Annotated in this window: 7 protein-coding genes; all 7 read right to left on the minus strand. The window is 50.6% G+C overall.

Annotation, left to right across the window (positions count from 1 at the left end; translation table 11 throughout):
* Positions 1–3: 3 nt before the first annotated feature.
* The 7 genes from D4L85_RS23470 to D4L85_RS23505 all read right to left on the minus strand — a co-directional run bounded on the left by D4L85_RS23470 (position 4) and on the right by D4L85_RS23505 (position 16434).
* Positions 4–2925 (minus strand): TonB-dependent receptor, encoded by a 2922-nt coding sequence (locus D4L85_RS23470; RefSeq protein ID WP_119756599.1) that lies wholly within the window; start codon positions 2923–2925, stop codon positions 4–6.
* A gap of 152 nt (positions 2926–3077) precedes the next feature.
* Positions 3078–3410 (minus strand): gliding motility protein GldC, encoded by a 333-nt coding sequence (gene gldC, locus D4L85_RS23475; RefSeq protein ID WP_119756600.1) that lies wholly within the window; start codon positions 3408–3410, stop codon positions 3078–3080.
* A 661-nt stretch (positions 3411–4071) separates the two neighbouring features.
* Complete coding sequence (locus D4L85_RS23480) at positions 4072–4656, minus strand: hypothetical protein (protein WP_119756601.1); 585 nt, start codon at positions 4654–4656, stop codon at positions 4072–4074.
* 220 nt (positions 4657–4876) lie between these two features.
* The gene (locus D4L85_RS35160) at positions 4877–5119 is read right to left on the minus strand and encodes an RHS repeat-associated core domain-containing protein (protein WP_418219837.1); all 243 of its coding nucleotides are present in this window, start codon (positions 5117–5119) and stop codon (positions 4877–4879) included.
* 48 nt (positions 5120–5167) lie between these two features.
* Positions 5168–5431 (minus strand): hypothetical protein, encoded by a 264-nt coding sequence (locus D4L85_RS34515; RefSeq protein WP_160143945.1) that lies wholly within the window; start codon positions 5429–5431, stop codon positions 5168–5170.
* 1215 nt (positions 5432–6646) lie between these two features.
* On the minus strand, positions 6647–12583 hold the full coding sequence (locus tag D4L85_RS23500; protein WP_160143946.1) for a DUF6443 domain-containing protein: 5937 nt from the start codon (positions 12581–12583) through the stop codon (positions 6647–6649).
* A 32-nt stretch (positions 12584–12615) separates the two neighbouring features.
* Entirely contained in the window at positions 12616–16434 is a 3819-nt protein-coding gene (locus D4L85_RS23505; protein WP_119756606.1) for a hypothetical protein, read from the minus strand.
* Positions 16435–16961 lie beyond the last annotated feature (527 nt).

The following is a 16961-nucleotide window of genomic DNA, read 5'->3' on the forward strand; positions in this document are numbered from 1 at the left end:
GGATTAATTCATCAATTGATCAAAAGTGATGGATATGTAATAGATGGCACCCAAGGTCGGGCCGCCATAGTTCAGCACATAGCGCTTGTTGAAAATGTCGGAGCCTCCGAGTTTGAAGGTCGACTTCATCGCTTTCACCTTGTAGCTCACTTGTGCATCCATCAGACCCACGGCGGGTACATTGCCCTGGGCAAACGTGGCTTCCCACAGAAAGCCTGCCTGCCAGCGATAGGCGAGATTGAACCCGATCTTCTCGGTCACCTTCCGGTTGCCGAACGTCAGGTTGAATTTATGCTCAGGTGTATTGAACTCCGATAAGTAGCCGTCGCCCAGTTCCTGGTTCAGCTTGTTCCAGTTATAGTTACCACCCACTTTGTAGCCGCGGGGAAGGCTGTACTCCAAACCGATGGCTGCGCCTTGCGCGCTCACGCGTTTGCTGAGGTTGGTGTAGGCTGAGTAAGAATTCTGGCGACCATTCTCATCCGTTCCCGGGGTGAGGAGGGTAGAAGCGTTGCGAATGTTTTGTTCGGTGGGTGCAGTCGCCGTGAGATCGAGCGGGCCTGCCGCCTGGCGGAGGATCACTTGCGTGATGAAGTTGTCATACGAGTTGTGATAGTAGACGAGGTCGAACAGCAACCGGTCGCCGAGCAAACCTTTGTAGCCGACTTCGATGGCCTTCACTTTCTCCGGTGTCACAGGCTTGGCATCCGTGACGGGCGTGAGCTGGGCAAGTGCCTCGGGATCGGCAATGGCCAAACCGGCATTGGAGCCGCTGTAGGCGCCCTTGCCCGCCTTTGACGCCACGACGGCGGTATAGCGGTTCACAGACGCCACGGTATAGGCGTTCTCGAAAATGTTATACGCCTTGGCATATTCAGGCAAGCCGCCCAATAGCCGGTACGATAACACGTCGAGGTTGATGTGCTGGCCTTGCGTGGTCGGGTTGCGGAAACCGCTTTGATAAGACACGCGGAAATTGTGGTTTGGCGTGGGCGAGTACACCGCCGAAATGCGCGGGTTCACCAGGCCTTTAAAGTTCTCGTTCTTGTCGTAGCGCAGCGAACCGGTGAGCTTCACTTTGTCGGCAAAGAATTTCTTGGCCGCTTGAATGTAGGCACCCACTTCCTGGATGGTGATGTTGTTGCCGGCCGTGTCGGCAAAAATGGTTCCGTTGGAATTCAGATCGTAGAGCCGGTAGCTGGCGCCAATCATCAGGTCCATGAAGTCGATCTGGTTTTTGAAATCGTACTTGCCTTCGAAATGATAGAGCGCGGTCTTGTCGTCGAACAAAGAGCCGCCGGGGATCACCGACGAACGGGCCTTGCTTTTCGCATTGTCAAATTCAGGCGTCCCTGGTTTGTACATGCCTACGTTTGCTGCGTCTCTGGCTATATTGTGCGCAGCTTCTCGTTGTTCGATCGTGCCCAGATCTCCAGGATTAACGCCCCCTCCCTTCAAAGCTCCCAGATAGGCGACGGCATATTGAGCAAACCAGTCATTGTCGGCCTTCCACGCGCGATTAACCAGCACGCCGGTTAGGTCAGCAATGTAGGAATCACCGGAATTTTCGAGCGTGGCATAGCCTCTTAGGAAAAAATTGCTGCCTTTTAACTCGACCTTGTGTTGTTGGATGCTAAAGTCTTTCAGAGAGTAACGTTGTGCGCCTGTGTAGACCGAAGTACCGGCGCCGTAATTCAACGCATAAAGCAATTCAACCTTATCATTGATGCGATAGTTCAAGCCGACGTTTGCCTTGAAGTTGTGAGCGTTGTAATCTACCAGGTATTGCTCGGCATATGCTGAGCGCGACACAATGTCGGTGGGGAGGCTGCCAAGGTAGTTGCCTAACCCTGCTCCATTAACTACGTTTTGAAATCCAGGATTCAAACCCAGCAACGCAATATTCGTCGATACTTCATCGCCAAAGGCATGAACCCTGTCGGCACCAGGGTTCTTGGAATAGCCCGGGTTAACTGCGGCATTTTTGTCCTGCGTATTCGTGCCATACCAATCGGTGGCCTTGCTATAAGAAAGAGCCACCTTGAAAGCAAACCGGTTGTTGAACGCCTTAGCATAGCGGATCGCACCTTCATACATGGGCTTGGCCGAACCGGGGCCGATCTTGGTGCCGTCATAAGAGTTGAGGTCGGAGTCGCCGATGTGGTTCACACCCATCTTGGCGAAGGCGCTAAGGCCTTGATATTCGAATGGGTTCTTGCTGTTCACCAGCAAAATGCCGTTGAAGGCGTTGGGACCATAAAGGGCTGAAGCCGATCCCGGGATAAATTCCACGCTCTCCACGTCGAGTTCGGATGGACCGTTGAGGTTACCGATGGGAAAGTTCAGCGCGGGGGCTTGCGTATCCATCCCGTCCGTGAGCTGGACGAAGCGGGTGTTACCCGTGGAGTTGAAACCGCGGGCGTTGATGATCTGGAAGTTCACGCTGCTCTGCGTCATGTCCAGACCTTTCATGTTGATGAGGCCCTTGTAGTAGTTCTCGCTGGCCGTGTTCTGCACACCGAGAATGTCCATCTTCTCGATAGACACTGGCGATTGCATGATGGCTTCTTCCGCCCGGCTGGCCGACACCACGATCTCCTGACCTAAGATGGTTTGTTCCTCCATCTTGATGTCGAGCCCCGCAGTAGTGGCATTGCTCACTTCGATTTCCTGGCTGCGGAAACCTACGAACGAGAAGTTGAGGGTAAAGGGAGGGGCGTCGTTCACTTTCAACGTGTAGGCCCCATTCACATCGGTAACGGTGCCGATCACACGGCCTTTCACCACAATGTTCACCCCGGCGAGGGGTTCTCCGCTCACCCCATCGGTCACCTTTCCCGAAATGGTGGTTTGGGCAAAAACGGCGGTGATCGCCAGCAGCAGAAGGGCAACGGAAACCCCGGCATGCTTGTAAAATCTCTTCATAAACGTTTTGGGTTTAGTGACTTTTATGAAAAAACAGCTGGGCACAAAATGGTATGCATACCGAGCTTTTTTTTAGCAAAGTACAAAAAAATAGCAAAAAGCAAACGTTTGTGGGAGGGTTTGACTATCGCAGCCGGCTCAAAAACGAGCAATTATTGATTCTCTTTCCGCAGGTGTTGCACCAACCGCTCGCACACCGCGTTCAGTTCGCCCGCCATATATTCGTCGCCGGTAGCCGACAACGCACTCTGCGCCAGCCCGCCAATGCAGTCTATATAAAAGCGCTTCATATCCTCCACAGGCATATCTTTTGACCACAAATCGATGCGCAGGGTGTTCTTCTGCGTATGGTCCCACAGTGCCACGCTGATCGACTTGGTTTCCGACAGCCCCGGATCCGGCTTATCGGTCGCTTCCCACAGGATCTTCTCCGGCACATTATTCTGATCGAGCTCTACAGTAAAGTTGATAGATGATTTTTTCATGGGCGCAAGTTAATGAGTGGGTAGGTTTGGTTGGGGGGTTGGGGGAGGTTTTTTCGTGGGGGATTTCCCGATAGGAATGAAAGATTTCCCTGAGCCGTTTGAAAAATGGGATCGTTCGTTGAGCAACTCCTGGGCGGCCCCCTCGGAAGCCTCGGGCCGGGCTATCCGTTACAAGTCCGTCCGCGCCTGAGCCAGCGCACTTCGGGCTTTTCACTACTATCCCTGGCCGGTGTCATTAGAATCATCCCTTGCCGCTAAGGGCGGGAGAATTGGGTATGAGTCGAAGGTTGAGTATATGTTTTCGAACGTGACCAACGAAGGGAGGCTTTCACTTGCTTCTAACCCTGCCGGATTGCCATTGGGATAGTTGTAATGGATTTAGCGAACTATAACTATCTGCCATTGGATCGACTTGATGGAATCTTCCTAAGACCGGATCAAAATTCCGATACACCAAGTCATTACATAAAGTTATGTTTTATATACTTTAAAGTGACGTGATTTTCGGGGTAAGCACAGTAGATGCAAACCAACATCACTTATTCAAATCCATCTACCTAGCAAATCCTGCCACCAACGTTACGACCAATACATCTTTGTATTCATATCGTGTTAACATGAAAGTGTAACGGTTCTAAAGAAAATTCATATTTGTAGTCATCTATAACTCCTTGACTGCAATTCGTTTGTAGCGCGCACCATCGATTAAATATTCTCTTCCTCTGCTTGTCGCAAAAGAAATTTCTAATACCGCCCCATCGTCACATATTCTTTGAATTACTCTACGGACTTCGTCGATTCCGTTGTAATCAATGCCGGAAGTGCTTATGATTATATTTTTTGACAGGCTAATGGCTGCTTCTAATGCCAATAGCCTCCTTTCATTTGCACCTAGTCGATAAATATTGACATTGGGTTCGATATTCATTTTTTTAAGCAGCGAGAATATCTCCTCCTTTAAAAAAGTACCATTTTCCAATAGATATTGAAAAGATGTCTTGTTGGAAAGAAACGCCGGTCCAGGCTTTGCTATCGGAGCTACTACCGGATTAATTTTTGAATTAACCCTAACTCCATTCATCTTTTTTTTGCCGGACAGAACTTCAAGAAGTTTTTCTTCCAGCTTAAAATCATGATGACTTGTATAAAAATCTATGGACAAGTATTCGCCTTTTGAAATATCAAAGCTTTCAAAATAGAAATTGTCAATTGTAAAGCCCGAGGAACTCAAAATTGTGGTTTCCATAATTGCGTTTCTGTTTTAAAGTTTCAACCAGTTTCTTAATTGATCAAACCAGCCCAAGCCAGACATTGGCCTGGTGGCGGCTGGTGCTGATCTAACTGACTCCCATATGCCGTTGGCGCTTAATTGCTCCAGCGGACGTGAATTTCCAGTTGTACGCAATACCTCCAAGGCGGCGACGACCCTATGATTGCCGTCAGAAATATAGTATAATTTGAGTCTTTCACGTTGGGATCAAACATGCACATGAGCAACCGCCCTGCGAGCCTACCTCAAGGCCAGCAGGATGATTATAGCTGACAGGATCGTTGTAAGCAAAGTTGTAAGGAGAAAGCGAACTGTATTTATCTGCTAACGGGTCGGCCTGGTGGAACCTTCCTAGCGCCGGATCAAAATTCCGATAAGCAAGATCATAGAGACCTGTGGTTGTATTCTGCTCCGTGCCACCGTAAGCCTCCACCTTCACCTTTATTACCCTGGTAGACCTTACAGCTCTTGGACAAGCCTACTATATTCAATCCATGAGCGCACCAGTTTCTAATTTTTCAAAATCTTCGATTAAAGAACGACTTAGCTTGTTAGATGATACTCCATGAAACGGAGATTTAATTCCAATCTGATTAAATCTAGAAACATTAATCAGGACGTCTTCATCGTCAAGAAGAACGATTATCCTCATGGCAAACCCCCAGAGACTACCTCTTCTGTAATAGGTCATAATCTGATCTCCTTCATACAACAGATCTGTTTTAAATTTATTTCTGAGAAGCGAGGACATTAGTATCTTGTTTTTTTCAAGACTCTTCCCTTTAAATCTTATGAGTCTGTTGTCTTTTACTAGTGAATACAAAGAGAGGGAACCAACCAAAAAAAACACGCTAAGCGCAATTAGTCCAGTTGCATTCAATGTACCCTGATCCAACATTCTCAGAAAAAAAATATCGACAAGACTATTCCGATAAAAATAAACACCAAAGAGATAAGTCCATACATCACAATACTTGCCCAGTGACTCACATTTATATCTGCGACAAAAAGCCTGTTCCTTTCGAGTGACTTTTTGATATTGACATTAATTCGCATACTCTGTGAGTTTTAAAATTCGAATCCGACATTTCCGGTCGAAGCATCCAAACATTTGCTATACGATCGGTAATACTTGCGTAGGAATTTATAATGATCTATTATTCGGCCATAGGTGCCATACCCATCACCGTATGCATTTAGTGATCGCTGTTAGGGTAGCCGTAAGTGAGAGCGAGCTATAGTCGTCTGCCAACGGATCCACTTGATTGAAACGGCCTAGCGCAGGGATCAAAATTCCGATACGCCAAGCATATAGTCCGGTAGTGGTATTCTGCTCTGTCCCTCCGTTATAAAGGAAGCTGTTACAATTTTCCTTCGCGCGTCCAAGAGCTAGCAGTTTGTAGCCCCATACAGGTAGTGCTATTGCTTTTAGGTAGCCATTCCGTCATTTCAAAACGTAATTCGACGGAGTAGCATCTGTCGGTTTGACTCTCTTCTTTGCCCAAACGATCCCGGTCGTCCAACGGCAGCCGAAGAGTTTAAAGATATAAACAATGCTATTCATAGCTTAGTTACAAGCGCGAGCGGAACAAAAACCAAGACTACAGTCAAGGCGATTAATAATCCCTTGACTCTTCGGGACTTTCTTGCCTCTCCTCTCCATTTTTCTTCCATTTTATCAAAATTGCTATTGTATTTCTTATAATTCAAAAACAACAGCAAGAATCCAAGCGCGGTCGCTGAATAAGCTATCTGCCTTGCATATGGGGCCAATACCGGACCTCTCACAAAGACCTCCATTATAAATATACCTACGTCAAGTATTGCAAGGGACTGAATCAGAGTAATCACTGCCGCTGCTGGGAATCCCTGAAAATCCCCTTTATTTGAGTTTAAGTGATACAGTCGGTAATAAAAGTAAGAGAAAAAGAAATTATTCGGATTGTACATATTAAAGTTTGTAGTTTCAATTTCTATCTATACCAGCTGCGATACGATCTGTTATCGAGGTTCCTGTATAAATGGCCACCCCGAGATCGACAATACCATAAACGGCGACTGCAGGCGCTAAGAAGGTGAACGACGCCCCTACCATTGCTGCTCCGATTCCGATTTTAACCCAATCTCCCGTGCTAAGATGACCATCATCGAAATAAGCCTCGTAGCCGGTAAAAAGCACACCGGCGAACCCAAGGCTCGGTCCAACAATTTTTCCCATTACTCTTGCACCGTTCGCGCTTGCAGCCCTCATCGCAGTCGCTGAAGTATAAAAGGTGCCTGGGGAAATTTTAGAATCCACAATCAATCCCCACTCCGCAACCGTTCCTACAGAACCCCAGGCACTTGTCGCGTATGAACCAGTAATAAAATTCGATTTATTTCTTGGATTCTCGAAGTGATCCCAAAACCCATTATCTCCATCCGATCCTGAAAATCCACTTTTGAAGACCAAAGACCATTTTTTAGTTCCGTCTATTGCAAAATCCCCATAAAGGTTGGCCCTTTTCGCACTATACAGGCCAACCAATTTGTCATTGATAAACCAGGCAGTCCGCTTTGACCGAGTATTAATTGTTGTCGTTTCCTGCACGCCATCATATGCAATCATCACATTAATATTCTCGCCGAACATACTAGCAATCTCCCCAAGTGCATCAGTATCTCCATCGCGGGCACTACGTAACAACCTCAATGCCCTAGCGAACGACTCTAGGTCGCCTGAGCTTGTAGAATGATAGCTTGACGCTTGGCCAGTTGTAAGGTCTAAAGTACCGTATGCTAAATCGATAATCATAGGCCTGAAGACCGAATTAACATATGCCTCGTAAGCTTGACTATCCATAATCCCATTACGCGGTAATACCGGAGCCGGGGCACACCAAGAGCACGTGGTTTGAAGTCCATTGGGGTCGTTTGAGAAAACAGGATCGTTGTTTGCATAACTGTAAGGAGATATCGATGCATATGGATCCGTTAACGGATCCACTTGGTGGAATCTACCTAACACAGGATCAAAGTTTCTGTATCTTAAATCATACAACCCCGTAGTTGCATTCTGCTCAGTGCCGCCGTTATATAGGAAATTATTCACATTCCCTTCTCTTGTCCAGGAACTAGCAGTTTGTAACCCATATGGATAATACTCATTCACCTGCAAAATATTCGTAGGCGTATATGTCATCGTCACATCATCAAAATAAACATCAACCTCGGTGGGGGTCTCATTGCTTATGTAAATATAAGCATATCCCGCCTCCTTCACCGTATACTCTTTCGACATGTAATCATGTGCCGTCTTCGGTGTGGCCCCCACTTGCTCTCCTCCATCGATCTGATCGGCAACGGCATCTATGAGTTGGAAATTCTTATCGAACAACAGGATCGTTACGAAAGCCTTGGGAAAGTTGGTGTTCCCCCCGCCACCACCGCCTGCGATAACGGCGCCGTAACTATTCAGGCTGTTATAGGCCAACAATGCGTCACCGGTAGAAGCCGCACTTACACCAAAGGCCGACGTCAAGGCTGTGGCAAAGGCATCGATATTGCTAGAATTACTTTGCGGGTTGAAGTTGAAGTATTTTGCATAGGCTTCCACTTTCACTTTGTCGCCCGGGTAAACCTTAAGGTTCCTGGTCAATCCGACGATGCTGTTGTTTCCGCCATTGAGCAATTGTGAATACGTGTAAGTTGAGCCGCTCACGTCCGTATGATCATATAACTCAAGACCGCTCCGGTTACCTCCGGTAGGGTAGCTGTCAGGAAAATTGTTTATCTCCGTGGTTTGTGTGGCGTTCTCGAAGGTCGCCGTTACTACCTGGGGCGCCGGTGTTACCGGGCTAAACAACACGCGGGTGTTACCCTGGTGATCGGTTATGGCGTACTGGAATTCGTAAGTGGCGCCTTTCTTCACCACCCTGCCTTCGGGCGAGCCAAAGTAGCTGAGCGCGCCATTCTCATAGACAAAACCACCCACGTAGTCGACTGTGCTCGCCGGTGTGCTGCTGCCGGCAGCATAGGTTTTCACGGTCAATTTATTGCCGTCGAGGTCGTAGGTATACTCCAGCTTGCGGCCGTCGGTGTAAGTGATCGTCTTGGGCTTGCCCAGCGCGTTGTACACAATGCCCGTCGTGCCGATGCCCTTGTTGAGATCGCCTGCCAGACTGCCGTCGGCGGTGTAGGTATATTCGTCTGTGCTGTTGCTGCCGTTCGTAAATCCTGCCGTGTTGGCCGTGGCGTCTTCTACTTTTTGGAGGGCGTTGGATTGGTTCTTATACGTATAAGTGAGGTTGTCGATAGATAACGGTGTGGCCGTCAATTTACCGCCGGTGAACGTCCGTTGTACTGTGTTGCGTTGCAGCGTTAAAATGTTGCCGTTCGCGTCGTAGGTCATCTGCTCGTTCAGTGTGCCGGCTTCTTTGGTCCAGGCCGTGCCTGTGTTGGCCTGGAAGGTAGCAGTCTTCAGCTTGTCGCTTTTGTCATAGCCGTATTTGTAGCTGCGCTGGTCGGCAGCGCCCGCGGGCAGGCCGGCATTGTGCCATTTGATGGCGCTGATGTTGCCGTTCCAGTACGTTTTGTCACCGGCCTGGTCGTTGAGGCCCGTCGCCGTTTTTTCATAGAGCAATTCCATGCCAAAATAGTCGGCAGTGGCGTCCGTATCCGTTCCGTTTACCTGTGCGTTGTTGATGGACGTCAGCCAGCCGCGTTCGTTGTAGCGATAATCGATGCTCTGCAAAAAAACGTTGGCCGCTGTACTGTGCAGTTTTTTGTCGACAAGCTGTCCCAATTCGTTATATGCGTAGCTGGCCACCAGTTGTTCGGTTGCCCCAGGCACGGTCTGGTATATGCCGGTGAGGCGTCCGCCATTGTCGTATGCGTAGCGCCCCAACACGGTGAGTTGGTTTGTGCCGCCAGCGTTGTGATCGGTCTTCGTATACTTCATTTTCCCTTCCAGGTCATAGACGATCGTGCTCAGGTTATCCATTGCCGCAGAAAGGTGATTGTTACTACGTTGCTGGATCACATGCCCGTAGCCATCGTAGAACACGACGGACGTAAGCCACGTGGTGGTGCCTTCAATAAGCTTGGTATGCCCGGTCGGTTTGCCTTCTACAAAAAGAGCAGGGGGTAGTTCTTCGGTCAGGCCTTGAACGGTGTAAGTATAGTCGGCCGATCCGTCGCGGTTGAAATCATAGTGGTCATAATAATTCACGGCATGAAGGGTGAGCGCCGTGCCGTCGTAGTTCGTGGCGGGGAAAGAAAGATTGGTGTAGCCCTTGAGGGTCGTGCCTTCCTCCTCGTATGTGGCCATCGTGGGCGCGGTGGTGGTCACGTAGCTTTGCATGGTGGCCTGTGTGTTGTGGGTGGCGTCGAGGTAACGGCCAGTCATCACTACGCGGTCGCGGCTGTCGTACTTCACGAAGAACCATTCGTTGGTGGCGCGCAGGTTGCCGTCTTGTATGAGCACGGGGCGGTCGTAAGTGTCGTACACAATATATTGCGCGGCGCTATTGGGCACTTTCTTTTGGATGAGCCGGCCGGCCGCATCGTAGGTGTACTGATAGATCAACTCAGTGATTGCAGCGTCGGCGGCCGTGAGACTGGCGCCGGTGCCCAACAGGGCCATGGCCTTGGGCGGCAGTTGATAGATCAGGTCGCCAAAGGCGTCGTAGACGTAGTATGTCTCCAGCCAGGGGGTGGAGCGTGTTTCCACGGTTTCGTCGAGTTGGACCTGTTTCAAGACCACATTGCCGAGTTTGTCGGTGAAGGCGCGCACCTGGTTGCCATTCTCGTCGGTTACCTGGTTCACGGCCAGGGTATTGGCCGCGTAGTACGAATTTGTAGTGCCGTCGGCTTGCCAGTAGCGCACCTGGTTGGTGGTGTTCATCACCAGGTCGGTCTTCACGCTGTGGGCGCCGGGCTGCCAGTCCGTGCCCGGGGCCCCTTGCTCGCGCAGGTTGGCCAGCGGGCTGGCGGCGAGTTTGGACACGGCATAGGGTGCGTCGCTCACGGCGAGCGTGGCGCCGAGGTGATAGAAAGCATATTGTTCGGTCGTTGGCGTAGCGCGTTTCTGACCATCGCTTATTCCCGATGTTGCATAAGGCAGGTAGCGTTTTTCCGAAAGACCATAGGCCGAGTATTCGATGTATTGGATCACGTCGCGCACCGCGGGCGAAGTGCCCACGCCGATGATCTGTTCGGGGCGGCCCATGCCGTCGCTATACGTGACGGTCTGTGAGAGTTCATTCTTCTTCAGCGAATATATCGACGTTGTCGGCTTCACGCCGGATTTGCGAATGATGATGGTGGACTCTGCATTGGTCTGCGTGGCCAGCACACCGGTAATCACCAACTGACCGGTTGTTTGCCATTCCAGGCCTACGCCTTGTACGGTGAGGGAGTATTTTCCCGGTTGCGTCACGGTATAGCTCGTGCCGGTAGCGCCGGGTATGTTCACGCCGTTCCTTTGCCAGCTCCTGGCAGCGTAGCCGCTGCCGCCCGCCAGCGTGACGGTGCCTCCATAGGGAATGATGGTGCCGGAGTATGTGATGGTCGGCAAAGGATAAACCCTCACCGCAGCCGTGGCGGAATATACGGCGGCGCAAACGCCGCTTTGAATTTTTGCCCGGAAGGTTATGGTCGTAGGCACCGGGGCTGTCAGGTTGCTGTAGTTATAGGTTGTGAGGCCGGCTGTGTTGGCGATCACCTGCCAGTTGCCGCTGCCGACCATTTTCTCCCACTGCACTACCGACCCGGTATGGCCGGAAAGGGACAAGCTGCCGGTAGCCACGGAGTAATAGTAAAAGACTGCCGGGCTTACAGTACCGCCCACAGAGGCCGGATTGGCCGTGAGCGTTGCCGATCCGTTCATGAGCGGGGAGCAGGCATTGTGCTCACTAATAGCTTTCACGGTGTAGCTTCCCGGTGGCAAATTGCTCCAGGTAAGCGCGCTGCCGGTACCTTGCACCAAGGCACCATAGGGTACATTATCTTTATCAAGTTCGTATTTCACATTGGCCTGCGAGCCGTTCAATGTTACCAACGGTGGTGTGCCACTGTCACAATATATTCCGCCACCACTGACCGTATAAACGGATGGTGGCACGTCGACGGGCACAGTCAGTTGTGTTGACGGCCCTGTGCAACCTGTACTGGGATTGTATCCCTCGACGGAAAAAGTTGTTGTGGATGTAAGGGTTTGCGTTGGGCTAATCGGTTGCCAATTTGAGTCGCGCCATACATAGTAGCCTGCTGGCTCCGAAGGCGACAGGGTTACCTGCCCGGAGCCGCAAACGGCAGCGGGTGTAGCGTATACATTAGAGGGGGCTGAGGGTGCCGCGTTTCCCGTTACGGAGACGTTAACGAGTGAGCTTCCACAATTGTATGTTGTATTGTAGGCCTGAACCTGGATAGTCTTTTGTCCCGCTGTGGTGAGCAAAACCTGATAACTCGTACCGGAAGCTACAACTGAACCATTATCGATCCACCGGATGATGGAGCCCGCTGTGGTAGATGCCGACAGCGTCACTGTACCCGGTATACAGACAGCGTTGCCGCCGCCACTCACCGTAGGCACACCCGGACAAGAAGTGCCGGTTACCGTCACCACAAACGTGTCGTACACGGTGCCACCATTGGCGATAAATTTGATCGTTTGATTGCTTCCCGTGTTGAACGTTACCGTGACCTTGTATCTGAACCCGATTTTTGTTTGGGAAACAATTGAAGCGCCGCCATCAACATCAAAGCGCCAGTTGTTGTATGTGGCGTCGTCGTTTACTTCGTAGTCGGTGGTTGTTCCAAATTCAACCGAGGAAAGTCCGGCAATGAGTCCATTGCCTGCCAGGGCTGTATGGTCCAACAGGAAAAGAGAAACGATAAAAGCAAAAACAATTTTTCTTGCCATAGCAAAAGTAATTAAAATATCGGTGGTGATTTTTATTGGCATTTCTCGGCGGGCGTCAGGTACGTGATGTATTGACTCGTGGATTGTGAAATAGTGGCACAACCACAGGCTGACGTGACGGTACATTGCATTTGGTAATTTGACTTGAGATCCATCATCGAGTCGAATATATATTCAGGGCCGCCGGATGACGTCAAAACTTGCGTAACGCCGGCACCATACGTTATCGTCCATTTGTAAGTGTAGGTTCCACAACCTCCGGTAAGGTTCGTTACAGTGAACTTCTTCCAGTTCTCCGAGCAGTCTTCACCTCCATACGTGTTGTTTTGTTCACCCGTGGGGACGGTGTGTACCAAGTCCCTTACGGCAACATCGAAATCAATGGCCTGACCTACGATGCAATATGTATTGGTAGTCGTGACAGGATTCAATGTCGGATACGACACGGTGACCGAAACGGTAAGCGATCCACTTGCCATGGGTGTATAGCTCATCGTCTGCCCGGTGGCAGATTGTGTGGTTCCATTGACCACCCAGGTGTATGAAACGCCCAGGCAATTGTCGGGCGCGGTAAAGTTTATCGAGTTGCCAACATAAAACACGCGACCATCGGCGGGCGAAAGGCCCGCATTGATTTCTTGTGGTGCACTGGCGGTGGGGCTTGCAAAACTGTACTCCTTGAGCAGGCGAATGTCTTTGTTCTGATCCAGCACAGTGACCACGCGATTCAGGTCGTCGTAGTTGGTGAACGCAGCCTCGCCACGCTCGCCTACTTCCGACGTTTTTCCTTTCAGAATGTTGTAAGTGAAAGTGCTCATGGTGGCATCGGCGGGGTAAAATCTTACTTCGTCTATCGTGGCAGTGGCATTGCCGCTCACTTCAAGCGAGAATGTTGCACTGGCCGCACTCATGTCTACCACGGCTTCCAGATATTTCCAATTGTTGGCCGATGCCGTGCCATAGGTGAGCACCGTGGAGGCTTGCGTGGTGGCACCGGAATAAATCCTGAACGTGATGTTCGTGGCTGCCGCGGCATATACCCAGCAGGAAGCACGGTAGCGCCTGCCACCCTTCGACAAATTGTCGCGTACCAGTTTCGTCGTTGCTGAAACGCTCTCTCCATAACTGCCCGCCCAGGCATTGGTCTTCGTTCGGGTTGCATTGGTTGCTGTGAAGAAGGTGGTGGCGTCCTCAAATCCGTCATAGGCTACCTCTTCCGCTAACGCGTTGGCCACTACAGCGTAAGGCAATTCACCTTTGTAGTCATAGAGCAAGCCCGCGCGCTTTTGCCGGTAGTCTTTCACGCTCATGGCGTTGCCCACGGTAGAATAGCTTTGGACGGTGGAAAGATATTGATTGACAAAGGTGATCTCCTGCTTACCTGTGCCGTTGGTTTGTACGGCCAGCGCGGCGAAGCCCGAACCCCGCGGATAATTTCCTTTCAGGGATGGCAACACTTTGCCATTGCCATAGTCTTTGTAGAGCACGATCGAAGCACCCGTTAAAGCGCCTGCCCGGCTGGTCTGTGTTTCGATGAGCGTACCATGGCGATAGTTGTCGTTCAGCGCCTTCAGGCCCACGGCCTCGGGTTTTGCCGGATCGGGATTGGTGAGCGAAGCAAAGTCCTTGGCATAACGAAAGCTGGTGACATAATTCACGGCGTCGCTGTTGGTCACCGTCACAGACTGTAACATTTGGTGCGCGGTACTGTAGGCATAGGTGGTGGTGCTGGCCAGCACATTGGTCGGGTTGGCCGGGTCGGCCCCTGGATTGAGTTCGTCGGCACGCTTCACGGTTTCTGTCTGCACCACTTTGCCGGTGTTGGCCAGGATGCTATAAAAACCGTAGACGATGTTGGTGGTCGACAGTCGCTCCAACCGCACGCCTTTGATGGTGACCGTTGCAGGAGTGAGACGCTGGTAGGTGTAGGACCGTTCCTGCACCTTGGCATTGGTTTCGGAATAGTCGGTAACGACCTGTGGCAAGCCGCGCTCGAATTCGAAGTTCGTCGTGGGGGCAAAGGGGTAAGTATAGTAACCGTTCACCTGGTTGCCGATCGATGTACAGGGCGGATTGCTGATCACGGGCACAAAGCGGGCTACCCGGCTTTTGGTCGCGCTCCAATCCAGGTCGGTGTTGAGCGGGTACATGGCGGGCAGCGCATAGTCATAAACCGTCCGGCCCCTGCCGCTTTGCCGCACTACGGCGCGGCTGTACAACACATAGCTTTCCGGTCCCAGATGGAAAGTCGTGCGCAGGGTGGACGTGCCATCGACAAAAGCATACACGGGTGGGTACGACAGCTTGCCGCTGGTGGCATCGGTACTATTGGCGTTGCCGGTCGTGTTGTAGTAATATTCCGTGGTAGTGCTTTCAAATCGCACGCTTTTCACACGTGCGCCGCCGCCGGCGATCTTTTTAGCGGCGGCCGCGTCCCAATACGTATTGGATTCGTATTGAATGTAGGAGGAAGATCCCGTTGGATACTGAATAATAACGGGCATTCCGGATGCCACAAAGGAATCGTCTGCCGCCCGGGCGTCGCCTGATAGCGTGGCTGTCTCGCTGGCTATTGGAATCATCCGCATGCGTTCGCCATCGCCATTAGCAGCATTCACGTACACCGCGGGAATGCTAGAAGTGGATGTGCCATTGCAATAACCCCACAAGTCGGTCCGTCCGGCCGTACTAAAAGGCAGGCTTACGGTGTTGTTGATGTCGTCGACGCCATTGTAACTGAAAACATATGCAGGATAAGAAATGCAATTGCTTTCTTGCGTCACACTGTTCAAGAAGCCTCTCTTACTGCCACTTCCCGTATTCCATTTGTCTTTGTATTCCTTATACTCAAAGTTATAATCAATGTGCAGGGGATTGCCCAGGTTATCGTTGAGCGCAATGCTTTGAATGCGATGGTTCGCCCAAGTAAAGGAAAGGACATTCAGATTTGTTTGTACAGACCACAGCTCGCGGGGATTGGTGATGTTGGTCGTTGTATATTGGTTCGATACCGTGCCTGCCTCTGTTACAACAGCGGTTGTCTGCTGCTTTCCCTTTTGGTAGGGCTGATAATAAGAATACTCCACCTTACTGCCATCGGGTGCGGTGATTTTGTAAAGATTCCACGCACTGGTGTAGTTAAGCAACTGCTGATAGTAGCCATAGCCGTTGGCCAGATAAGACACCGTGGCATTGATAGCCGTCGTTTCGCGCGATGCCGTTTCCAGCATGTTAAAAGTATAAACTACTCCTGTATTGGTAGTAATATCGAAAGCTGTGATCTTTCCGTTGCCATCTTTCGTGGGCGTGATCCTGATGTCCTGATATGGAATGGGTCTGGGTACACCGTCGGCGCCGAACATAAATTGCCCGCTCAGTCCGGGAGCAGAAAAAGAAAACAGGTCAGGCTCGGGATCGATGTTGTAATTGAGCGCATTTACAAAATTAAAATCATCGCGCTCGTCCACGCACGCAGTCAGGTCGTCGTCCGATGCGGGTACAAAAGTTTGGATGGAGGCCGTGGTAGATCCGTTAAGCCACCCCATTCGGGTATCTGTGCCTGTACCTTTATAGTCGTCAGGTAGCGCGCGCAGTTCCCGCCGCACGGCGCCCGACACAGCAATGTCCCATCCAACGCCAGCCGATCCTTCTTCGGCACTGGATTGTACGCCGCTGCCGGCCGTGTATACCAACACGACGGGCACGCTAATGCTGCCGGAATGCAATTCCGTTACCGGCAGTGTTAGCGCCAGGCGGCCGGTTAGCGGATCCACCGGAACAGTAGTTACCTGCGCGAAACATAAGGTGGCCGTAACGCCGATTGCGATGATGAATGAAAATAACGTTTTCATGTATTTTTAAAATAGAGGTAGATGCAATTCAAAACTTAATAGTCGCGGAGAACGGCTAAAGTAATGCTAGCAACGCTTTGCAGCGCTCTGATGGATATTTAGCAGTGAAAAGGGTGGAACGAAATTGTAAAAGGGCATTTGGGGGATGGTACACAACAAGTGAAATCCGTCGCAATGATAGATGAAAGTTTATTTGAAAAGAAGGGGCAGTAGCAATTTTTTTTACGCACCGGCCCAGCCGTAGATAGGGCCATACATAAGCCTATAGATAAGCCGAGTCAACGTCAACCCAATCCTGGAAATGCGAGCGCCACACAAACCGCAACGCATAACGTTGTACTGTATTCGCCTGGAAGAACGTTTGAAAAAGAACGCAACAAAAGAAACATGTAAAAATATCAGAGACAATTTTTGAAACGAAATGCGCCAAACTCCCGCCCCCTGAATTCTGGCTCCCGGCTCCTGGATTCTGGCTCCTGAATTCTAACGCTTAAAACTTCCAACTCAAAATCTTCCCCAAATTGATT

This window comes from Chryseolinea soli (assembly GCF_003589925.1).
GTDB classification, from domain to species: domain Bacteria; phylum Bacteroidota; class Bacteroidia; order Cytophagales; family Cyclobacteriaceae; genus Chryseolinea; species Chryseolinea soli.